The organism is Pseudomonas sp. GL-RE-26 (assembly GCF_019956275.1).
Taxonomy (GTDB): domain Bacteria; phylum Pseudomonadota; class Gammaproteobacteria; order Pseudomonadales; family Pseudomonadaceae; genus Aquipseudomonas; species Aquipseudomonas grandcourensis.
Genome location: NZ_JAHBDI010000031.1, coordinates 1 through 22,198, shown reverse-complemented (window position 1 = coordinate 22,198; position 22,198 = coordinate 1). Strand labels below are relative to the sequence as shown.

20 protein-coding genes are annotated in these 22,198 nt (G+C 60.5%); 7 read left to right on the top strand and 13 right to left on the bottom strand.

Going from position 1 to position 22,198, the window contains the following annotated elements; genetic code table 11:
- Nucleotides 1-115: 115 nt before the first annotated feature.
- The 3 genes from KGB07_RS18970 to KGB07_RS18960 form a co-directional block, all read right to left on the bottom strand.
- Nucleotides 116-985, bottom strand: coding sequence for a DUF6279 family lipoprotein (locus KGB07_RS18970; protein ID WP_223466243.1), 870 nt, complete (start codon nucleotides 983-985; stop codon nucleotides 116-118).
- Between the two features lie 77 nt (nucleotides 986-1,062).
- Entirely contained in the window at nucleotides 1,063-1,785 is a 723-nt protein-coding gene (locus KGB07_RS18965) for a TorF family putative porin (protein WP_046043710.1), read from the bottom strand.
- Between the two features lie 208 nt (nucleotides 1,786-1,993).
- A complete protein-coding gene (locus tag KGB07_RS18960) occupies nucleotides 1,994-2,182 on the bottom strand; it encodes a hypothetical protein (RefSeq protein WP_015096330.1) in 189 nt (62 codons plus the stop codon).
- 351 nt (nucleotides 2,183-2,533) lie between these two features.
- Between KGB07_RS18960 and KGB07_RS18955 the strand changes: the two genes are divergently transcribed.
- Both KGB07_RS18955 and KGB07_RS18950 read left to right on the top strand, forming a co-directional pair.
- Entirely contained in the window at nucleotides 2,534-3,370 is an 837-nt protein-coding gene (locus tag KGB07_RS18955) for a S1 RNA-binding domain-containing protein (protein WP_223466242.1), read from the top strand.
- Nucleotides 3,371-3,567: 197 nt separating this feature from the next.
- The gene (locus KGB07_RS18950) at nucleotides 3,568-4,494 is read left to right on the top strand and encodes a DMT family transporter (RefSeq protein WP_223466241.1); all 927 of its coding nucleotides are present in this window, start codon (nucleotides 3,568-3,570) and stop codon (nucleotides 4,492-4,494) included.
- Here KGB07_RS18950 and KGB07_RS18945 read toward each other — a convergent pair.
- On the bottom strand, nucleotides 4,445-5,626 hold the full coding sequence (locus tag KGB07_RS18945) for an MFS transporter (RefSeq protein WP_223466240.1): 1,182 nt from the start codon (nucleotides 5,624-5,626) through the stop codon (nucleotides 4,445-4,447). The genes KGB07_RS18950 and KGB07_RS18945 overlap by 50 nt on opposite strands.
- Before the next feature lie 104 nt (nucleotides 5,627-5,730).
- On the opposite strand from KGB07_RS18945, the gene ptrR reads away from it, so the two are divergent.
- Nucleotides 5,731-6,624: a putrescine utilization regulator PtrR gene (ptrR, locus tag KGB07_RS18940; protein ID WP_046043716.1), complete on the top strand. Its 894-nt coding sequence runs from the start codon at nucleotides 5,731-5,733 to the stop codon at nucleotides 6,622-6,624.
- Nucleotides 6,625-6,759: 135 nt separating this feature from the next.
- Nucleotides 6,760-6,888, top strand: coding sequence for a PA1414 family protein (locus KGB07_RS29515; RefSeq protein ID WP_007972508.1), 129 nt, complete (start codon nucleotides 6,760-6,762; stop codon nucleotides 6,886-6,888).
- Nucleotides 6,889-6,974: 86 nt separating this feature from the next.
- Here the strand turns inward: KGB07_RS29515 and KGB07_RS18935 are convergent, their stop codons facing one another.
- From KGB07_RS18935 to speB, 6 genes are all read right to left on the bottom strand, one after another.
- Entirely contained in the window at nucleotides 6,975-7,226 is a 252-nt protein-coding gene (locus tag KGB07_RS18935) for an acyl carrier protein (protein ID WP_046043717.1), read from the bottom strand.
- Between the two features lie 70 nt (nucleotides 7,227-7,296).
- The gene (locus KGB07_RS18930; protein ID WP_223466239.1) at nucleotides 7,297-8,022 is read right to left on the bottom strand and encodes an MBL fold metallo-hydrolase; all 726 of its coding nucleotides are present in this window, start codon (nucleotides 8,020-8,022) and stop codon (nucleotides 7,297-7,299) included.
- 84 nt (nucleotides 8,023-8,106) lie between these two features.
- Nucleotides 8,107-9,486: a sodium:solute symporter gene (locus KGB07_RS18925; protein WP_046043720.1), complete on the bottom strand. Its 1,380-nt coding sequence runs from the start codon at nucleotides 9,484-9,486 to the stop codon at nucleotides 8,107-8,109.
- Nucleotides 9,487-9,676: 190 nt separating this feature from the next.
- Nucleotides 9,677-11,188 (bottom strand): purine-cytosine permease family protein, encoded by a 1,512-nt coding sequence (locus KGB07_RS18920; RefSeq protein WP_223466235.1) that lies wholly within the window; start codon nucleotides 11,186-11,188, stop codon nucleotides 9,677-9,679.
- Between the two features lie 55 nt (nucleotides 11,189-11,243).
- Nucleotides 11,244-11,666: a YybH family protein gene (locus tag KGB07_RS18915; RefSeq protein ID WP_046043723.1), complete on the bottom strand. Its 423-nt coding sequence runs from the start codon at nucleotides 11,664-11,666 to the stop codon at nucleotides 11,244-11,246.
- Nucleotides 11,667-11,675: 9 nt separating this feature from the next.
- A complete protein-coding gene (gene speB / locus KGB07_RS18910) occupies nucleotides 11,676-12,626 on the bottom strand; it encodes an agmatinase (protein ID WP_046043724.1) in 951 nt (316 codons plus the stop codon).
- Between the two features lie 376 nt (nucleotides 12,627-13,002).
- Between speB and KGB07_RS18905 the strand changes: the two genes are divergently transcribed.
- Entirely contained in the window at nucleotides 13,003-13,896 is an 894-nt protein-coding gene (locus tag KGB07_RS18905; protein ID WP_007972518.1) for a LysR family transcriptional regulator, read from the top strand.
- A 5-nt stretch (nucleotides 13,897-13,901) separates the two neighbouring features.
- Nucleotides 13,902-14,495 (top strand): tRNA-uridine aminocarboxypropyltransferase, encoded by a 594-nt coding sequence (locus tag KGB07_RS18900; RefSeq protein WP_223466234.1) that lies wholly within the window; start codon nucleotides 13,902-13,904, stop codon nucleotides 14,493-14,495.
- 152 nt (nucleotides 14,496-14,647) lie between these two features.
- On the opposite strand, the gene KGB07_RS18895 is transcribed toward KGB07_RS18900, so the two are convergent.
- The 3 genes from KGB07_RS18895 to KGB07_RS18885 all read right to left on the bottom strand — a co-directional run bounded on the left by KGB07_RS18895 (nucleotide 14,648) and on the right by KGB07_RS18885 (nucleotide 19,686).
- The gene (locus KGB07_RS18895) at nucleotides 14,648-16,003 is read right to left on the bottom strand and encodes an HlyD family type I secretion periplasmic adaptor subunit (protein ID WP_046043728.1); all 1,356 of its coding nucleotides are present in this window, start codon (nucleotides 16,001-16,003) and stop codon (nucleotides 14,648-14,650) included.
- Between the two features lie 9 nt (nucleotides 16,004-16,012).
- Nucleotides 16,013-18,172 (bottom strand): type I secretion system permease/ATPase, encoded by a 2,160-nt coding sequence (locus KGB07_RS18890; RefSeq protein ID WP_223466233.1) that lies wholly within the window; start codon nucleotides 18,170-18,172, stop codon nucleotides 16,013-16,015.
- 149 nt (nucleotides 18,173-18,321) lie between these two features.
- On the bottom strand, nucleotides 18,322-19,686 hold the full coding sequence (locus tag KGB07_RS18885) for a TolC family outer membrane protein (RefSeq protein WP_223466232.1): 1,365 nt from the start codon (nucleotides 19,684-19,686) through the stop codon (nucleotides 18,322-18,324).
- 588 nt (nucleotides 19,687-20,274) lie between these two features.
- On the opposite strand from KGB07_RS18885, the gene KGB07_RS18880 reads away from it, so the two are divergent.
- Nucleotides 20,275-22,198: retention module-containing protein (locus KGB07_RS18880; RefSeq protein ID WP_223466230.1), on the top strand; the 1,924-nt coding region annotated here is incomplete at its 3' end.

Sequence of the window (22,198 nt, the reverse complement as noted above, 5' to 3'; positions counted from 1 at the left end):
CGCCGGTCGGTCGTCAGCAAATGCCCGTCTGATCGACAGCAGTATTCCCGGCAATGATCACCCGCAGCAGGTGCCGGACGAGCAGGCTCGCTCCCACATGGGACTTGTGTTGCAGTCAGCCTTGTTTCGCCGCTTTCAGGCACTTCAAGTCGCTGAAGTCCTTCCTCACACCTTCAACTTTCTTCAGTAGTCGTGCGCGCTGGTTCGGCGTGCTTTCAGCCATCAGATCCACGAACAGCGAGCGTGCCTGGGTCTCGGTGTTGGCAAAGGCCTGACGATAGGCGGGTGTCCACAAGCTCTCGCGATTGACCAGAAGTGTCTCGATGCGTTGTGGGAATTGGGGGCTCTGGCGTTGCGCAACAGCCGCGCTGAACTGCTTCTGCCAATGGACCCGGTTGGCAAGCCACTGGGTGTTCTGCTCACCCAGGGCGTTGGACCATGTGGTTACCCGCTGTTGCTGGGTAGCGTTCAGTGGCCCGAGCCAGTCGTTCAGGCGTTTCTCCATGCGCGCCCCGCGCTCCTTGATCTGCTGGTCGAGGGAGGGTTTGAGATATTCCTCCTGGCGTTTGCGCTGGTCCTTGGCAAAGGCATCGTTCATCTCGGCAACTTGCTTGTCATCCAGCCCTTGCAGCAACTCGATGGCCGACGGGGTGATTTCACGCGCGGTCTCGGCGATCGCCTGTTCGGCTTCGCGGGCGCGGGCCTGCAAGGCGGCATCGGTGACCTGGTTGGTGGCGATCATGGTTTGCAGGCGGTCCAGCCAGTCGAGGTAGCCGGGCAATTGGGTGGTGCAGTGCCAGCTCAGGTGTTCCTTCAGGCGTTCGTTCAGCCAGCTTTTTTGCTCGCCGTTCATGTCCAGGTAGTCGCTGAGCGTCCACGGGATAATCACGTCGAGATTGCGGTAGGCCAGGCCCACGCGGCTGCACGCGCCGAGGGCGAGGGTAACGGTCAACACAACGGCGATATGTTTGAACCAGCGGGACATGGGCGAATCCTTGCGAAAGCCAGTCTTCGGGGGCTGATTCTCATGTGAACCCAGGAGGAGTCCGGCAGTTCAGCCGATCAATAGAACGCGTGTTCGGCCTTGAGTGTAACCAGTCCGTCGCATTGGCTGTTGTGCCCGGCATAGGCCGAGCAACCGCTGCCGCTCAGGTTGGAGTCACTGTAGATCAGGTCGAGGTCGATGCCCATGAACGGGCGGGACAATTTCAGCGACCAATCGGTAAAACTGCCTACATACCCGCCATCCACCGCCACTGGCGTATTGAATTGGTGGGTGGTGTATTTAAGGCTGATGCCGACACCGAACGGTTGATTGCCGCTCAAGTCAGCGAACAGGGTGTTGTTCTGTTTGTCCGGGTCATTGCTGAAGGCGATGCCGAAACGGCTGCCGAGCAAGGTCAGGCCGCCGAACAGTTCCTGGCTGGCAGGGGTCGTGACTTCGGGGTAGCTGTAGCGGATCAGGCCTACTTCGTAGCCGAGGGTTTGGTCGAAGGGTTGCTTAAAACCCATGTAGGAATCGATCTCGAGGTCTTTCCCCGGGCTGATGCCCATGCTGGGCGACCATTGGCCCACATAGAAACCACTGTCGTGGCTCAGGTCCAGGCCGCCGTGGAACGAGCCGACGGCCGAGGGTTTGACCAGGCCTTGGGCCATGCTGCGGGTGGGGGTGGTGCCGAGCTTGAGGTCGAAGCCCCCCAGCTCACGCTGAAAGATTTGTGCGTGTGCTACAGAGCAGGCCAACAGGCTGGCGAGCAATGCCGATAGATAGAAAGGTTTGAACATGCGTCACTCCATGAACAGCGAGGACAGGCTGGCGGGCCCGCTGAAACGCTTGATCCAGACGTGTGCAAGGATACCGGCGAATGATCGGCAATGAAGGCCGTTCGTCGATTTCCAAAGGATTTGATGGTGTGGCGCAGGGGAGTATCGAGGGTTCCAGTCCAAGCGCTTCGAAGCTCAAAGCGCTTTGGGACCAGGTGACGCGAGGGGATTACTTTTTGCCCAAGGTGATCTGCTTGGACGGGCCGAACGTCTGGCCGCTGACGCCTTTGGCAATTTGCTGGATTTCACCGCCGGACTTGAGGAACGCAGCGATCTGGCTGTTGATCGACTCGCTGGTTTCGACGGCTGGAGCTGGCTTTGCTTTGCTGGTGGATGCTTTTACGCGCATGGCGGCCATTAACCTGTAGAAAATTAACTTGGCCAGGCATCGTACAGGAATTGCCTGATAATTGCTTGGCAAATATCCCCTCGGCATATTCCTGAGGACGGGGTAATTAGTCACCGGCCAATATTCGAAATATGCACCTAAGCCGCTGTTTTAACTAAGAACATTGCCTGGAAAAATACCGCGTCACGCTTGCCTGGGCATGGCGTAAATGCCCGGAACGGCCTGACGAGCGGCCAGGCGTTGGATGAAACCCCGGGAAAATTAAGGGTTTCAGAGGATTTTCTCGCGCCACCGGGCCGGCTGCCGAACGCGACGCTTAAAACCGGGTAGAATGCCGCCCACGCAATGAGGGTATTGGACATGGCTTTAATCGGGCGTTACAACAGTTTGCAAGTGGTTAAACACACTAACTTCGGTTTATATCTGGACGGTGGCGCGGATGGCGAAATCCTTCTGCCTAATCGTTATATTCCAAAAGATATTCCTACCGAAGATGAAGACTGGCTCAACGTTTTTATTTATCTGGACAGCGATGACAAACTCATCGCAACTACTGAAAAACCGAAAGTTCAAGTCGGTGAATTCGCCAGTTTGAAAGTTGTTGAAGTCAACAGCATCGGCGTATTCCTGGACTGGGGGTTGCCGAAAGACCTGTTGCTGCCGTTCTCCGAAGAGAAGCGCCAGATGACGGCGGGCGAGTATGTGGTGGTGCATGTCTATCTCGACAAGCACACCCGTCGCATCACCGCGACCGCGCGTCTGGACCGCTACCTGGACAAGACCCCGGCCAACTACACCGCGGGCCAGGAAGTGGATCTGCTGGTGGCCGAAGCCACGGATATGGGCTTCAAGGCCATCATCAACAACAAGCATTGGGGCCTGATCCACAAGAACGAAATCTTCAAGTTCATGCGCGCCGGTAAAGAAGAAAAGGGCTTCATCAAGGAAGCTCGCGCCGACGGCAAGATCAGCCTGAGCCTGCAACCGGTCGGCCAGGAAGCGGCCACCAGCCTGAACTCGAAGATCCTCGCCAAGTTGCGCGAAAACAATGGCAGCCTGGCGGTGAGCGACAAGAGCGATCCGGTGTTGATCAGCAGCTTGTTCGGTGTCAGCAAGGGCAACTTCAAGAAGGCCATTGGTGCGTTGTACAAGAATGGCCAGATTGTCATTCATGCCGATCGCATCGAACTCAGTTGATGCGCTGACAAGACAGAGGGCCAGGATGGCGCAAGCAGAGAAGTAGAGGTCTCTGGCGGGCGGCATTTTCTGGCCTTCTGGTTAATAATCGACAACATGATTCATTGCCCCGGTGATTTCTTTTCAACGAGAAGGCCGGGGTTTTGCTTTTTATTCTGCCGAGTCTTTGCCATGGATTGTGTCTTCGAGGTGTTCCGGTGAGCGCCACCCGGCGCAGCGCCGACGGGTTTGCCCTGCAAGTGATGGTCGGGTTGTGCCTGGTCTGGGGCGTTCAGCAGGTGATGATCAAGTGGGCGGCGACTGATATCGCGCCAGTGATGCAGGCAGCCGGACGTTCCGGTATGTCAGCGTTGCTGGTCGGGCTGCTGATCTGCTGGAAGGGTGGCTGGAACCAGGTGGGTGCGACCTGGCGTGGCGGTCTGTTGGCCGGTGCCTTGTTCGGCCTGGAGTTCTTCTTCATTTCCGAAGGCCTGCAACTGACCACGGCGGCGCACATGTCGGTGTTCCTCTACACCGCGCCGATCTTCACCGCATTGGGTGTGCACTGGTTGCTGCCCAGTGAGCGATTGCGGCCGCTGCAATGGCTGGGGATTGTCCTGGCCTTTATCGGGATTGCCATTGCGTTTGCCGGCGGGGTGTCCTGGGACAACCTTGATTACCGCATGTTGATGGGCGATGCCTTGGGGGTGCTGGCGGGTGCCGCCTGGGGTGCGACCACGGTGGTGGTGCGCGCCTCGCGACTTTCGGAAGCGCCGGTGACCCTGACGCTGTTCTATCAGTTGATCGTCGGCTTCTTCGGCTTGTTGTTGATTGCGCTGCTCAGCGGCCAGATCACCCATGTCAGCCTGACCAGCGTGGCGGTGGCCAGTGTGCTGTTTCAGGGTGTGGTCGTGTCGTTCTTCAGTTACCTGATCTGGTTCTGGCTGCTGCGCCGTTACCTGGCGGCCAACCTCGCGGTGTTTTCGTTCATGACGCCGTTGTTCGGCGTCACCTTCGGTGTGGTGCTGCTCGGCGAGGAGCTGAGCCTGAACTTCGTCATCGGTGCCGTGCTGGTATTGGCGGGCATCACTTTTGTCAGCGCCGAGCAGTGGTTGCGCCGTCGTTTGCGCAAAGCCCTCGGGTAGCATTGACCGGCGCGAGCAACAGACTGCCGGCGATCAACAAGCCGCAGCCGGCGACCACCAATGCCGGTTGCAAACCGCCACTGAAATGACTGCTCAGCGCCGCCAGCAATGGCCCGCTGAGCTGGCCCACGGCAAAGCAGGCTGTCAGCAGGCCGGCATTGCGCTGGGTGGCATGGGGCGCCAGTTCCCGGGAGCGTTGCATCACCAGTTGCATGCAGGCCAGGAACGGCGTGCCGCACAGGATCACACCCAACGCCAGGCCTGGCCCGTTGCCCAGCAGGCAGGCGAACACGCCAGCGGCTTGCAGCCATAATGTCGCCATCAGCCAGTGACCCGTGGCGCCGGGTTTTTGCCGCCGCAGACTCACCAGCACCACGCCGATTGCTGCCGCCAAGCCAAAGCATGGCCAGAACAGGTCGGCCTGCCATTGGCCATGGAATTGCGCGTTGGCCATTTGTGACAAAAATGTCGCCGGAATGATGTAGCCCAATCCATACAAGGCATAGATCCAACCCAGGCGAGCGATGCCTTGATTGCCCGACGCGCTGGCGCTGGGCGCAGCAGTCGCGGTGACCCCCGGTTGTGGCAGGAACGGCAGGATACCCAGCAGCATCACCAGTCCTGCGGCGGCGTACACCAGCCACAAGGTGGCGGAAGTCTGGCCCAGCAGATTCGAGCCCAGGGCCAACAAACCTGTCAGAAAAATCCCCAAACCCGGTCCAGCGAAGACCAGGGCGCCGAGCCGAGGACGACCGGCCTCTGCCGCGAGTGGCTGGCTCAGGGCGGTAATCATCACCAGCACCCAGGCGCTGGCCACGCCGGTGCCGAAGCGCAGCAGCAAGTGCGACCAGAAACCATTGGCCCAGAACGACGCCAGGGTCAGCAGCACGCAGAGCCACAATCCGCCGAGCAAGCGCCGGCGCACTTGCGCGGAACGCCGGAAAAACATGGCGTCCACCGCACCAATGAAATAACCGAGGTAGTTCGCGGCGGCAATCAGCCCGGCGGCGGTCAGGTCGATCTGGCCTTCGCTGAGCAGGTGCGGCAGTTGCGGTGTCAGGGCAAAACGGCCGATGCCCATGGCCATCATCAGGGCAACGAAACTGGCGGATAAGCGGATCAGGGGAGACATGGTCTGGATTCCGTCTGGAGGATCAATGACCGTCAGGCTAGGACTGATTGACTTTCTTTAAAAATGAATAATAGTGAGTAACTTGTTCTTTTTTGGAGAGTGTCGTGGAATTCAGCCAATTGCGCATCTTCCAGGCAGTGGCGGAAGAAGGGTCCATCACCCGGGCCGCCGAACGGCTGCATCGAGTACCGTCGAACCTGTCGACCCGGCTCAAACAGCTGGAAGAGCAACTGGGCGTCGAACTGTTCCTGCGCGAACGTCAGCGCTTGCAGTTGTCGCCTGCGGGAAAAGTCCTGCTGGACTACACCGCCAGGCTTTTTGCCTTGCGCGATGAAGCCAGTGCGGCAGTGCAGGGCGGGCAACCGGCGGGCGACTTCGTGCTCGGCACCATGTACAGCACAGCGGCGATTCATCTTCCGGGGCTATTGGCGCACTACCACCGTTTGTATCCGGCGGTGAACCTGCAAGTGCAATCCGGCCCCAGCGGTGAATTGCTCGAAGGCCTGCTCACCGGTCGACTCGATGCGGCGCTGGTGGATGGGCCCCTGGAACTGGCCGGGCTTGACGGTGTGCCCTTGTGTGACGAGCGCCTGGTGCTGATCAGCGAGGCCGACCATCCTCCAGTGCGTAGCGCGCTGGATGTGGAGGGGCGTTCGGTGTTCACCTTTCGCCAGGGCTGCTCCTACCGCATGCGCCTGGAGGCCTGGTTCGCCCATGACCATGCGGCCATGGGCCGGGCGATGGAGATCGAGTCCTACCCGGGGATGCTGGCATGTGTGATTGCCGGTTCCGGCGTGGCGCTTATGTCGGAGTCGATGCTCGCCAGTCTGCCGGGTCGTGAGAGTGTGGCCGTGCATCCGTTGGCCGAACCGTTCGCCAGTGCTACCACCTGGCTGATGTGGCGCAAGGGCATGGTCGGGGCCAACCTGAATGCCTGGATCGAGCAGCAACAGGTGGTTTTTCCGCCGGCACGAGTGCGGGCACAGGACATTGCCTGAACACAGGCTGATTGTGATGGATTCAGTAACAGATCCTTGTGACTTTGCGCGAGCATTGCGTAGGACTTCGGACTATTATCTGTACGAAGGGGCTACAGAACTTTGGCCGCTCGGCACTACCCTGAAGGGGGCACCATGAAAGAGAAAATCCAAAACTGGCTGCATGACCTGGGCGTGGCTCTCGGTTTGATCGAACCGCCTCTGCAACCCGTGCCTGTTCGTACTGATGACGAACAACGTCGGCGCCAGCAGCGACGCCGGTAATGGCAGATATCATCTGACAGGTGAAAGGTTTCCCGTGGCGAGGGAGCAAGCTCCCTTGCCGCTTCGTGTACGTTTGATCACCAGCCTTAGTACCGCCCGATCTCCAGCAAAAACCGGCTCAAATCATTCGCCGTCCTGGCGGTCTTGAGCATCCGGTCTTCCTCTACCGTAAACGCCGTGACACCCAGTTCATCTTCCAGATGGAAGATCAGCTCTTCGATATCTTTTTTATCCAATCCCAACTGCGCCAGGCTGGCGTTGTCGTCGAAGTCATCCCGGCCTTCCAGCAGGCGGCTGATGTAGCGATGTACGACAGCACGAAGGGCAGCTTCTTTCATGATCGTTCTTCGAGGAAGTGGGTGTAGTTCTTCCTGCCGGTGCAGTTCCTGCCGTTGAGTACAGCAGGCTTTAGGCGTGTGAGCGCTGCCATTCGTCAATCATGCTGCGCAAATGTTCCCCGGAAAAACTGCCGAAATGCCCGCCATGCACCGTGCGGATCGATAGCGCGTGCAAGCGTTGCAGGCTGCGGGCGTAGTCATCGAGGTTGGAGTGGTAGGCGTCTTCGATCAGCGGGCCGTCGTAGATGATGTCGCCGCTGAACAGGGTCTCGGTCTCGGCTTCGTACAGGCAGATGCCACCCGGTGAGTGTCCCGGTGTGTGCACGACCTGCAACACCCGATTACCCAGGTCCAGCACATCCCCATCTTCGACAAACCCCGTGGCCGGTGCGGCCTTGACCCGGTATTCGGCGTAGCACAGCGGGCAATCGGGGTGCGCCTCGAACATGTCGTCGCCGACGAAGGCTTTGCTCAGGTCGTTGTCGCCATCGGGGGCGGCGAGAATGTCCGCCTCGGCCGGGTGCACCAGCCGTTCAGCGAATTCGTGATGACCGGCGATGTGATCGAAATGGCAGTGGCTGGCCACGGCCACCAGCGGCCGTTCGGTGATCCACGGCAGTTGTTCGCGCAGGCTGACCAGCCCCGAACCGCTATCCAGCAGCAGGTCTTTGTTACGGCCCTGGATGTGCCAGAGGTTGCAGCGGTAGAAGGGGCGGATGTACGGCTCGTGAATCAAGCGGATGCCGTCGCTGAGATGTTTGACTTCGAACCAATGATCGCGGCTGACGATCTTCATGAGCAGTTTTCTCCAGACGAAAAAAACGAGTGCGGCAACCGACGCCACACTCGTCGAAGAAAGCATCAAGTCGTTATGTTCAGCTTAGGCCGCGCTGGCCACAGTCACCGGGCGACGGGACAGCAGGCTGACTGCAACAAAGCTCACCAGGCCTACACCGAGGCTGTAGTAGATCGGGGTATTGGCATCCAGACCATCCTTGAACATGAACAGCAGGGCAGTGGCGAAGCCCATGCCCATGCTGGCGATGGCGCCGGCGGTGGTGGCACGTTTCCAGAAGATCGCACCGATCAGCGGGATCAGCATGCCGCCTACCAGCAGGTTGTACGCCAGGGTCAGGGCGCTGATCACGTCGTTCACGACCAGAGCGATACCCAGCACCACAATACCGGTCAGCATGGTGACCAGGCGGTTCAGGCCCAGGCTCGACTGTTTACCGCCGCGCAGTTTCGGCAGCAGGTCTTCGGTCAGGGTGGTGGCAGCGGCCAGCAGGCCAGCGCTGGCGGTGGACATCATGGCGGCCAGTGCAGCAGCAATCACCAGACCACGGATACCGTCCGGCAGCGACAGTTTGACGATGGCGGCGAAGGCGTTGTTGACGTTATCCAGATCCGGGATCAGCACGTGAGCGGCCATGCCGATCAGGGCGCAGGCCAGACCATAAACGATGCAGTAGATACCGGCAGCAGTACCGGCAACCTGAGCCACTTTAGCGGTCTTGACGGTGAACACCCGTTGCCAGATGTCCTGACCGATCAGGATCCCGAAGAAGTAGATCATGAAGTAGGTGATGATGGTGTCCCAACCGATGGTGGTGAAGCTGAAGGCGGTTGCCGGCAGTTTCAATACCAACTCATCCCAGCCGCCAACGCGGTACAGGCAGATCGGCAACAGGATGAACATCAGGCCGACTGTCTTGATCACGAATTGGACGATGTCGGTCAGGGTCAGGGACCACATGCCACCGATTGCCGAGTAGATCACCACGACGCCACCGCCGAGCAGAACGGACACCCAGAATGGCAGGCCGAACAGCACTTGCAATACGGTGCCGATCGCCAGGATCGAAACCACGCCGATCATCAGCGCGTAGGCCAGCATGATCACCGCGCTCGCGGAGCGGGCCATCGGGTTGTAGCGTTTTTCCAGGACCTGGGTAACGGTGTAGATCTTCAGTTTCAGCAGCGGTTTGGCGAGGAACAGGTTCAGCGCCACGATCCCGCAACCCAGGGCCGCACATAGCCAGAAACCGGAGATGCCATGCACGTAGCCCAGACGCACGGTGCCCACGGTGGACGCGCCGCCCAGGACGGTGGCAGCCATGGTGCCCATGTACAGGCTTGGGCCGAGGTTGCGACCGGCGACCAAAAAGTCTTCGTTGGTCTTGGCCTTGCGCATGCCGTAGTAGCCGAGTATCAGCATCGCGGCGGCGTAGATGAGTACGACGAATAAATCCAAAGCCATTGTTGCGTGTCTCCGATTGTCTTTTTTATGTGAGGCTGAAAATCAATCCCTGTGGGAACATCAATTCCTGTGGGAGCGTGGCTTGCCCGCGAAGGGAGCGCCGCGGTCCACCAGGCAGACCGCGTTATCGTTCATCGCGGGCAAGCCACGCTCCCACAGGTAATGTGTTGACCACAGGTAATGCGTTGAATCAGGCGGCTTGACGCATCGCCGGTTTAGCGAGCGAATCCGTGCTCTGGCTGCGTGAATCGTTCGGACCGAACACTGCGCTCGACTCCGGGAACAGGCTCAGCAGCGCCAGGTACACCAGCGAGGCCAGGCCCAGGGTCACCGGCAAGCTGATGTCGATACCACCGGCCATTTCGCCCAGTGGCCCGACAAACTGACCCGGCAGGTTCACGAAGCACAGGCCGACGGCCGCGCTCGGGATCCAGGCACCCAGGCCACGCCAGTTCCAGCCGTGGGTGAACCAGTAGCGGCCACCTTTCTCGCCGCGGGTGAACACTTGCAGGTCATCCGGGCAGTAGAAGCCGCGACGCACCAGCAGGCCGATGATCATGATCACCATCCACGGGGTGGTGCAGGTGATGATCAGCACGGCGAAGGTCGACACGCTCTGCACCAGGTTGGCCGCGAAGCGCCCGATGAAGATGAAGGCAATCGACATCACACCGATCAGCAGCGTGGCCTTGACCCGCGACAGCACCCGAGGGAACACGCTGGACATGTCCAGGCCGGTGCCATAGAGCGAGGTGGTGCCGGTGGACATGCCACCAATCACCGCGATCAGGCACACCGGCAGGAAGAACCAGCTCGGCGATACCGCCAGCAGACCACCGACATAGTTGTTGGCCGCGATGTAGTCCGGTGCCTTGATCGCCACGATGGTCGCGGTGGCCAGGCCGAACAGGAACGGGATGAACGTCGCGATCTGCGAAATCACCACCGCCGCCATGATGCGGCGCTTGGAGGTGTCACGCGGAATGTAGCGCGACCAGTCGCCGAGGAACGCACCGAAGGAAATCGGGTTGCTCATCGCCACCAGCGCAGCGCCAATGAACGCGGCCCAGAAACCGGGTTGCCCCATGTTGACGGTGCCGGCGTAGTTCGCATCGAAGGGACCGGCGAAGGCGAAGATGCCCAGCAGGAACAGCAGGCTGGCACTCCACACCGCGATCTTGTTGACCCACAGCAAGAAGCGAAATCCATAGATACATACGGTCAATACCAGGATCGCGAACAGACCGTAGGCCAGGCCCAGGGTCAGGTCGGTTTCCGGCAGGCCGATCAGGCGTTTGGCGCCTCCGATCAGCGCATCCCCCGAACTCCACACCGAGAGCGAGAAGAAGGCGATGGCGGTCAACAGCGACAGGAACGAACCGACGATCCGCCCGTGCACGCCGAAGTGCGCCCCGGAAGATACGGCGTTGTTGGTGCCATTGATCGGGCCGAACAGGCCCATTGGCGCGAGGATCAGCGAACCCAGCAATACGCCCAGCACAATCGCCCAGACGCCCGCCTGGAAAGACAGGCCGAACAGTACCGGGAAGCTGCCGAGGACGGCGGTTGCAAAGGTGTTGGAACCCCCGAAGATCATCCGGAACAAGTCCGTCGGACCTGCGGTGCGTTCGCTGTCCGGGATCTGTTCGACCCCGTAGGTTTCAATTTGCGTAAGGCTTTGGTCGTTGTTGTTGTTATTCATGATCAGCTCCGATCATAAAGGCGCGCTCATCGTGCGTGAGCGTCACCTGTGTTGGCTAAGGGGTTGGCAGCCCTTCCGGCATCGCGGACAAATGTTCGTGGCAGGCCAGCCATAGGCCTTGTTGTTCTTGGCCAGACGCTTGTTTCTTGAAAACAATCGTCTCGCGCTCCTGGCTGAAGTGTTGCTCCCCTTGCATGCGCAACTCGGTGGCTACGTCATGGATGAAAATCGCCACGTCACCCTGCAGGCTGACGAAAGCGTTGCTTGAGGTGCACGAGAGCACCTCGAAGCCATCCTCAGAGCGCCAGCCGTCCCACATCGCCTGATAGGCGTCGCGCGACAGCAGGGGCTGTTCGAGGGTGTAGAAGACGAAGCTGGCATTGGCGCTGAACGCGCCGAAGTAGGCTTCGCGATCGTTACGGGCAAAAGCGGACACCAGATCGGCGGCGGCTTTGAGCACCTGATCACGTTCGTTCATGACCAATCCTCAGCGGTGGACTACGCCAGGCAGTACGCAGAGCATTTCGTACAGCAGGTTGGCGGCCAGCAGCGAGGTGTTGCCGGAGGTGTCGTAAGCGGGCGAGACTTCTACCAGATCGCAACCGACCAGGTCGAGGCCTTGGCAGCCACGAACGATCTCGATTGCCTGAATGGTCGTCAGACCGCCGATTTCCGGGGTACCGGTACCCGGTGCCCAGGCAGGGTCGATGCCGTCGATGTCGAAGCTGAGGTAAACAGGACCGCCGCCGACTTTTTCGCGGACTTCAGCCATCAAAGGCTCCAGCGATTTGTGCCAGCACTCTTCAGCCTGAACCACACGGAAGCCCTGGTTGCGGCTCCAGTTGAAGTCGTCAGCGGTGTAGCCTTGGGCACGCAGACCGATCTGCACGACACGGTCCGGATCCAGCAGGCCTTCTTCAACGGCGCGACGGAAGGTGGTGCCGTGGGCGATCTTCTCGCCGAACATGTGATCGTTCACATCGGCATGGGCGTCGATGTGTACCAGGCCGACCTTGCCGTGCTTTTTATGGATGGCACGCAGGATCGGCAGGGTGATGGTGTGGTCGCCGCCCAGAGTCAGGGGGATCACATCGTGTTCGAGGATGTTGTCGTAGGATTCTTCGATGATCCGTACGGCATCCAGCAGGTTGAACGTGTTGATCGCGATATCGCCGATGTCAGCAACCGACAGCGAGTCAAACGGGGCAGCACCGGTGGCCATGTTGTACGGGCGGATCATCACCGACTCGGCGCGGATTTCGCGAGGCCCGAAACGGGTGCCGGGGCGCAGCGATGTACCGATGTCCAGTGGCACGCCTACGAAGGCAGCGTCCAGGCCGGCAGCGGTATTCAAATGGGGGAGTCGCATCATGGTGGCGATGCCGCCGAAGCGCGGCATTTCGTTGCCGCCCAGTGGTTGGTGAAGAATCTTGTCCACGGGTAGGGCCTCATCGTCGTTGTTTTATTTATGTCGGTTGCGCCATTCACGGGAGTACGGGCGAACCTTGTGGCGCCGATTCTGCGAAATGTAGTGGCCGGGAAGAATCGCTACGGGCAAATACTTAGTTCAGATTTTTCTAAACTAATGGCTGGGACAGCGATAGACTCACGGACATCCGCAGAACCAATGTGGCGAGGGGGCTTGCCCCCGTTCGGCGGCGCAGCCGCCGTAAATCACGTTGACGCGGTTTGCCTGATGCATCCCGGATGACGGGTTTGGGGCCGCTGCGCAGCCCAACGGGGGCAAGCCCCCTCGCCACAGTGATGTGCATTCCACCTAGAGCAGCGTGTGACCTTTGTATTTGGAGTGTCTGATGGCCAACGCTTTACCCGACCTGAAACTATTGCGCATCTTCGTCAGCGTGGTGCGCCATCAGGGGTTCGCCAACGCCCAGCAGGAGCTCAATCTCTCGACGTCGGCCATCAGCACCTACATGAGCCAGCTCGAAGCCGCCCTCGGCCTGGTCCTGTGCCATCGCGGCCGTGGTGGTTTCAGCCTGACCAGCAAGGGCGAGCTGTTCCATCAGGAAACCCTGCGTCTGCTGGGCGAACTCGAAGGCTTCGAGCAGTATGCCGCCGCCCTTAAGGGCGAGTTGCGCGGCACCTTGAACCTCGGAGTGATCGACTCCACCGTCAGCGACAAGGCCCTGCCGTTCGCCGAAGCCATCGGTGCCTACAGCCAGGAACACCCGGCCGTGCACTTGCACCTGTCGGTGATGAGCCCTTACGAATTGCAACTCGGCGTGCAGGACAACCGCCTCGACCTGGCCATCGGTGCGTTTTCCACGCGCATGAGCGGTCTTGTGTACATGCCGCTGTACCGTGAACAACACTGGTTGTATTGCAGCACGCGGCATCCGCTGTTCAACGAACGGCGCATCCCCGAGCAAGTCATTACCCAGCAGCGCATGGTCGGTCGTGGCTACTGGAGCCAGGCCGAACTGGCACGCCACGGTTTCAAGCACAGCGCCGCGACGGTAGAAAGTATGGAGGCCCAGTTGATTCTGGTGCTGTCCGGCGCCTACATCGGCTACCTGCCGGAGCACTACGCCCAGGCCTGGGCCGACAAGGGTGACCTGCGAGTGTTGCTGCCGGCGACCTTTGGTTATCAGGCGCCGTTCTCGATGATCGTGCGTCGGGGTCGTAGCCGCGAGCCGCTGATCCAGACATTCCGTGATCTGCTCAAAGCACAACTGAATCAGGCGTAAAGACGATGTCCAGAGTTCAATGTCCGCGCTGCCTGCGCCCGCAAAGCCACTGCCTGTGCCCGTTGATCCCGAGCCTCGACAGCCGCACCCGGGTACTGTTGTTGCAGCATCCGAGCGAAGTGAATCATGCGTTGAATACCGCACGCCTGGCGGCGCTTGGGTTGAAGAATGCCGAGTTGATCGTCGGCGAGGTGTTCGAGGATTTGCCGACGCTGTTGAACCAGCCGGGGTATCGGGCGCGGTTGCTGTTTCCCGGCGAAGATGCCCAGCCGATGCAGGCTTGTGCCGCGACGGACGAACCCTTGTTGCTGGTGGTCCCCGACGGCACCTGGCGCAAGGCGCGCAAGATGCTGCACCTCAATCCGCTGCTGGCAGCGTTGCCGAGGGTGATGCTGGCCGAAGGCGGTGTGTCCCGCTATCGCTTGCGCAAGGCGCCGGGGCCGGGAGCGTTGTCGACGGTGGAGGCGATTGTGCAGGCGCTGGAAACCCTCGAAGCGCCGGCAACGTTTGCGCCGTTGCTGAAGCCGTTCGAGGCGTTGATCGAGGGGCAGATTGCGGCGATGGGGGAGGAGGTTTACCGCAAAAATCACGAACAATGATGAATTGTGGCGAGGGGGCTTGCCCCCGTTCGGCGGCGAAGCCGCCGTAAAAGCGGTTGATGCGGTTTGCCTCATACACCGGCGAGAATGGTTTGGGGCCGCTGCGCGACCCAACGGGGGCAAGCCCCCTCGCCACAGAGATTGAGTCAGGCTTACCTTTCGCGCATCGCCTCGGTCCGCGCTTTCAACACCGGTTTAAGCAAGTAATCCAGCACCGTTTTCTCCCCGGTAATAATGTCCACCGTCGCCACCATCCCCGGGATGATCAGCAGCGGTTTCACATCCCCGCCCAAATGGTTTTTGTCGGTACGCACCTGAATCAGATAGAAGCTGTTGCCCTTGTCGTCGGTGATGGTGTCGGCGCCGATCAATTCCAGCTTGGCGCTCAGGCCGCCGTAAATGGTGTAGTCGTAGGCACTGAACTTGACCATGGCTTTCTGGCCCGGATGCAGGAATGCAACGTCCTGTGGCCGCACCTTGGCTTCGATTAGCAGGTTGTCTTCCAGCGGCACGATTTCCACCATGTCACTGCCGGGCTGGACCACGCCGCCGATGGTGTTGACCTTCAACACCTTGATGATGCCGTGTACCGGCGAGACGACGGTGGTGCGGGTGACACGGTCGTCGATAGCAATGCTTGAGGCTGTGATTTTCGACAGGTCGGTGCGTTTCTCGTTCAGCTCTTTGGCGGCTTCCGAGCGGAAGGTTTGCTCCGACTCGTCGATCTTGCTTTTGATCTCGTTGATCGCCGATTCCGCCCGGGGAATCGCCAGGGTGGTGGCGTTCAGCGAGCCGCGAATCTCCACCGCGCTGCGTTTGAGCCGCAGGATTTCCACCGGTGACACCGCACCCGTGCCCACCAACGGTGTGGACATGTTCATCTCTTGTTGCAGCAGCGCCAGGCTGGAACTGAACTGCCCCTGTTTTGAGCGGAACTCTGCAAGTTCCTGGGTTTTTTGCCGAAGTTGCTCGCTCAGGGTGCGCTGCTCGCTGGCCAGTCGACGTTGCCGCTGGTCGTACAGCGAGCGCTCGTCTTCGGCCACTTGCGGGGCCTTGGCGATCACTTCTTCTGACAGCTTGAACGGCCGGCCCTCGGCCTCGGCCGAAAGCCGTTCGACCTGCGCGGTCAAGGCATAGCGATCGGCTTCGCTTTCGCCCTTGTTCGACAGGTAGCGGGTGTCATCCAGGCGCAGCAAGGTGTCGCCCTTGTTCACCATTTGTCCTTCACGGACGAAAATTTCAGTGACGATGCCGCCCTCCAGGTTCTGGATCACCTGGACCTTGCTCGAGGGAATCGCCTTGCCTTCGCCCATGGTCACTTCCTGCAACACGGCGAATTTGGCCCAGACCAGCGCACTGACCACCAGCCCGGCGGCCAGCCACACGGTGATTCGCGACCAGCGCGGTGAGTCCTGCAAGGAGGCGCCGGCGGTTTCCGGCATGAACTCGGTTTCGGCACTTTTGTTGAAACTGTCGAAGTAGCCACGGGATCCTTGATCGGCAGACATGGGCTACTCCTAGACGGCCGCAGAGCCGACACGGCCCTTGCGCAGTGCATCGATGACTGCTTCTTTCGGACCGTCGGCGACGACCCGTCCGTTGTCCAGCACCACCAACCGGTCCACCAGGCTCAGCATCGAGGTGCGATGGGTCACCAGCAGGATGGTTTTGCCTTGGACCCAGCCGTGAAGTTTTTGCCGCAGGACGTCTTCGCTGCTGTTGTCCATGGCGCTGGTGGGCTCGTCGAGCAGCATGATGGGCGGGTCGAGCAACATCGCCCGGGCCATCAATACGGCTTGGCGCTGGCCGCCGGACAACAGTTGCCCGCGCTCGCCCACGGGCCGGTCGAAGCCTTGCGGGTGCTGTCGGGCCAGTTCGGTTACGCCGGTCATTTCCGCCACTTCAAGCATGCGTGAGTCACTGATGTAGCGCGCGCCGAGGGTCAGGTTGTCGCGCAGGCTGCCGGCCAAAAGCGGCAGGTCGTGGGCGACGTAACCGATTTGATGGCGCAGGTCGGCGACGTCCAGTTGCCGCAGGTCCAGGCCATCGAGAAGCAATTGGCCTTCATCCGGTTCGTAGAAGCCCATCACCAGTCGCGCCAGGGTACTTTTGCCTGAGCCGCTGCGGCCGATGATGCCGACGCGCTCGCCGGGTTTCACACTGAAGCTGACATTGGCCAGGGCGGGAGAGCTCTGGCCGTTGTAGTGGAAGGTCACGCCGACAACATCCAGCGCGCCTTGCAGTTGGGTGCGCTCCAGCGGCCGTTGCCTGGCGTCGCGCTCCTGGGGCAGGCCCATCAGTGCGTCGGTGCTTTTCATGGTCAGTTGCGCTTGCTGGTAGCGGGTGATCAGGCCGGCGATCTGCCCCAGTGGTGCAAGCACCCGGCTGCCCAGCATGTAGCTGGCCACCAGGGCACCGACGCTGAGGTTGCCGGCGATGATGCTGTAGACCCCGGCGACGATGGTTGCCATGCCGGACAGTTGCTGGATGAACAGCGTGCCGTTGGTGGCGAGGGCCGAGAGGTTGCGCGCGTGGCTGTCGAGGCGGGTGAGGGCGCCGTGGGTGCTTTCCCATTTGTGCTGGCGTTCGCTTTCGGCGCTGCAGGCCTTGAGGGTTTCCAGGCCGCTGAGGGTTTCGATCAGCAGTGCCTGGCGTTCGGCGCCGAGGCTGAGGCTTTTCTGTACGGTATCGCGCAGGCGCACCTGGATCACCATGGCGAAGATGATGGTGATGGGAAACGCCAGAATCGGGATCACCACCAGCCAGCCACCGAGCAGGCCGATCACCAGCAGCATCAGCAAGCAGAAGGGCAAGTCGATCAGGCTGGTGAGGGTCACGGCGGTGAGAAATTCCCGCAGGCCCTGGAAGTCATGAATGCTTTGGGCGAAGCCACCGATGGTCGCCGGTCGCGCTTTCATCGCCATGCCGGTGATGCGCTCGAACAGGGTGGCCGACAGGATCACATCGGTTTTCTTGCCGGCGGTATCGAGCAAGTGCGCGCGCACGACCCGCAGCACCAGTTCGAAAACGGTGCCGATCAGCAGACCGATCGCCAGCACCCACAAGGTCGAAGTGGCCTGGTTCGGCACCACGCGGTCGTAGGTCTGCATCACGAACAGCGGCACCATCAACCCCAGCAGGTTGATCAGGAAGCTCGCCAGGATCGCATCGCTGTACAGCCATTTCGACAGCTTCAGCGTATCGCGAAACCATGCCTGGACCCGAGGTACCAGCGGCGAGCGCAAGTCTTCGAGTTCGTGGCGTGGCCGGGCAAACAACGCCTGGCCACTGTAGTGTTCGGCCAGCTCCTCGGGGCTGAGCCATTGTTCGCCGCCGTCGGCTTCGCTGGGCAGGATCAGCACCTTGCCGTCCTCGCCATAACGGCGCAGCACGGCCGTGCGGCCGTTGTTGAGCAACAGCAGCACGGGCAGGTTGAGCGCGGAGATGTCTTTGAGGTCGCGGCGCAGCAAGCGCGCCTGCAAACCGGCCCGGGCCGCTGCACGAGGCAGCAGGTCCAGGCTCAGGCGTTGGTGTGCCATTGGCAGCCCGGCACTGAGGCTGGCGCGGCTGACCGTCGCGCCGTGGAGTTTGCAGAGGATCAACAGACCGTCCAGAAGCGGGTCATCGAAGCTCAGGCGCGGATCGACACCAGTGTTGCCGGGTTCCATGCTGGTCAAATTGATTGCTCCCGTTGCTCTACGGCAATTGACAGATATCTGCGTATCACACTGTAGGAGCTGCCGCCGGCTGTGATCTTTTGATCTTGTTTGCTCAAAAGCAAAGTCAAAAGATCGCAGCCGGCGGCAGCTCCTGCACGGGTACTTCGTTATTTCATTTCAGGCAGACGGGCTTCGTTTTTCACTTCGGTCTGGGCGATCGCGTCGGCGGGCAGTACGACCCGTTGCTTGCTCAGCAACTGGCCCATGTTCGCCAGGACACGGTACATCGAGAACTCTTCGGTGTAGCGCACTTCGGTGTAGCGACGGTTGGCGTTGTAGAGCTCGTTTTCACTGTCGAGCAGGTCCAGCAGTGTCCGTTGGCCGAGGCCGAACTGATCCTGATAGGCGATGCGTACGCGCTTGCTGGTGTCGGCGTATTCACGGGCGGTCGGGGTTTGTTTCTTGGCATTGACCATGGCGTTCCAGGCCAGGTGAATGTTCTCGTTGAGCTGGCGCAGGGCATTGTTACGGATGTCCATGGCCTGGTTGATCTTGTGCGCGTCGGAGGCCAGGCGCGCCTTGTCGCTGCCGCCGCGGAACAGGTTGTAGTTCATCACCACGCCGACTCGCCATTCGTTGTCGTGGCCTTCATCCCCCTGCACGTTGTTGTTGGCGCCCACTGCCGCCTCGCCGTCTAAACGCGGGTAGAACGGCGACTTGGCGACTTCGTACTGGCTTTCGGCTGATTGCACGTCGGCCTGGGCCGATTTCAGGTAAGGGTTGTTTTCCACCATGCTCTGCTGGGCTTCCGGCAGGGAGGCAGGGACTTCGCCGCGAATCGACGGCGGGGCTTCCAGTTCATCGGGCATGCGCCCCACGACGGCATAGAAATTCGACTCGGCATCGGCCAGATCGACTTCGGCAGTGTCGAGGTTGTTTTCCGCCAGTGCCCGGCGAGCGCTGGACTGGTCGGCATCGGCGTTGCTGCCCACGCCGCGCTGGGTGCGCAGTCCGATCTGGTCGTTGACCCGCAAGTGCGCTTGCAGGTTGTTCTTGGCCAGTGTCACCAGTTCGCGGCGCTTGAGGACATCCAGGTAAACCTCGGTGGTGCGCAGGGCCAGATCCTGAGCCGTACCCTGAGCGTAATAGGCGCGCGAGTTGACCACGCCTTTGGTGCGTTCGACTTCATTGGAAGTGTTGAACCCGTCGAAGAGCATTTGCCGCAGGCGCAATTCCGACTGGGTGTAGTTCAAGGTTTCGGTGTTGTGCCCGCCGGGGGTGAGCGCCCGGGTATTGGTGTTATCGCTGTACCCGCGCCCGTAGGCAGCGTTCAAATCAACCGATGGATAAAAGCCCCCTTTGGCGACCTTCACGTCCTCATCCGCCGACAGTCGGCTGTCCACACGGGATGCCAGTTCCGGGTGAGTCGCAATGGTGCTCTGGATCGCTTCGGTCAGCGTCATGGCCTGAGCCTGGGATGAGCAGGCCATGGCCAAAAGAACCGCGCTGCAGAGGGGGGTTAATAGGCGCATGTACATCTCCCTGATTCCTGATGGTGCTTATCCGTCGCCAATTATTTGACGACATTTATAGGTAAAGTTGTTTCACATCTTTAACACAAGAGCTAAGAACATTTTGAAGCGTAGCTAAGAAATTTTTTTCATAACGCTTATGCCAAAAAAAACTTATGCGCTCTGCAAAATCCAGCACATTGTTCAACTCGAAAACCCTTGTTTTACGAGCTCTAGGGCGCTCATCGAGGGCTTGAGGAAAGTTCCAATCCACTTATCGACAAAGAGCGGAGAAGTGCTGGAGGGGAGGGACGCGAGCGATCTGGTAGTGACGGTTTTTTGTCACTCGAGTGATTCAAGATCGTTACGCATCGCTCACAGGCAACGTTGTTGCGCACAGGGATCCGATGCCATTGATTGCAGAGGGGTTTTCCCGAAATCGTAAACAGCGCCGTGAGCGACTGGCTGGGCGAGATCGGTGCCGGGGCCACGGCTTACTCAAGTAAACCGGCACCCGGAACACGATCCGCCAGACAACCCGCTCGAGCCATGAGCACGTTCTTCGCACAATCAAGGTGCCGACAGCGGTTGGCAGCGGAGGAAGTGCACATGGCAACGCTCATCGGAATCGTCAGTAAGGTCATCGGTCAGGTGTTCGCAGTTGCGAGCGACGGCACCCGGCGTGCTTTAGTCGAGGGGGACCGGCTGTTCGCTGGCGACCAACTGACCACTGGCGCTGAAGGCGCGGTGGCGGTGCATCTGCAAAATGGCCAGGAACTGACCCTCGGGCGCGACAGCAGCATGCAGATGACACCGCAGTTGCTCGCCAATCAGATTCCCCATGTGGACTCGCCTGAAGCCCTGACGCCGAGCGAAGCGCAACTGACCGATGTCGAACAGCTGCAAAAAGCCATTGCGGCGGGCGACGACCCGACCCAAACCGCTGAAGCCACCGCTGCCGGGCCGGCCACGACTGCCGGTGTACCGGGTGGCATCGCGGGCAGCGGCCATAGTTTTGTCCTGCTCGAAGAAGTGGGCGGGCGTGTCGATCCGATCATCGGCTTCCCCACAGCCGGGTTCAATGGCATTCCCGAACTTCCCGAAGAACGCCTGAACGCTAATCCGGACAACGCTGTAGCGGCCGATGCCCCTGTGGTTCCGCCGGTGGTTGTGCAGGTACCGAACAATCCGGTCACCTTCGAAGGCCTGTCGGCGCAGAACGGCGAGCGGACCGTCAATGAAGCCAACCTGGCCGACGGTTCGGCGCGGAACGAAGGCTCGTTGACGCGAAGCGGCACCTTCACCATCAACGCGCCAGACGGGCTGACCAGTCTCAGCATCGGCGCAATCAACTTGATCAGCGGCGGCGTGGCGGCAGGTTTCCCGCAGACGATCACCTCCCCGCTGGGCAGCACGCTGACCGTCACCAGTTACAACCCGGCCACGGGCGTGGTCAGTTACAGCTACACCCTCAACCGTGCCGAATCCCAAGCGAGCGGCGAGGGTACCAACAGTCTTGTCGAACACGTCACCGTGGTGGCCATTGACAGCAATGGCGACAGCACTACCGGTACGCTGGATATCAGCATCATCGACGACGTACCGAAAGCAGTCGATGACAACAATGGCATCGCCTCGGAAACCCTGCTGACCCTCAACGGCAATGTGCTGACCAACGATGTGCAAGGCGCGGACCGGGTGCCGCTCGGTGAAAACAGCGGCCCGATCACTCCCGGCACCTTCACCGGCACCTATGGCACCCTGGTGCTGAATGCCAACGGCACCTACACCTACACCCTCAACACCAGCGATGCGGACTTCAAGGCATTGCATGGCGGCGGTGACGGCACCGAAACCTTCACCTACACCCTCACCGATTCGGACGGCGATAGCAGCACCGCGAACCTGGTACTGCAAATCCACAACAACGATGACCCGATCACGATTGGCGGTTTGAATACTGGGGGCGGCGAGTTGACCGTCTTCGAGAAAAACCTCAGCGACGGCAGCGCACCGGATGCCACCGCGCTGACCCAGAACGGCACCTTCACCGTCGCCGCCCTCGACGGCGTCACGACCCTGACCGTGGGCGGCATTGCCGTGGTCACTGCTGGCGTGGCGGCGGGCTTCCCGCAATCGATCACCACCCCGTTGGGCAGCACGCTGACCATCACCGGGTTCAACGCGGCGACCGGCGTGGTGAGCTACAGCTACACCCTGAACGATAACGAAGCCCACCCGACCGCCAACGGCACCAACACCCTGCCTGAACAGTTCGCAGTGACCGTGGTCGACGACAACGGCACCACCGCGACCGGTTCACTCGACGTGAGCATCGTCGACGACCTGCCCAACGCCGTGGGCGACAGCAACGCCAGTACCGCTTCGGAAACCCTGCTGACGCTGAACGGCAACGTGCTGAGCAACGATGTGCAAGGCGCCGATCGGGTGCCGCTCGGTGAAAACAGCGGCCCGATCACCCCCGGCACCTTCACCGGCACCTACGGCACCCTGGTGCTGAATGCCAACGGCA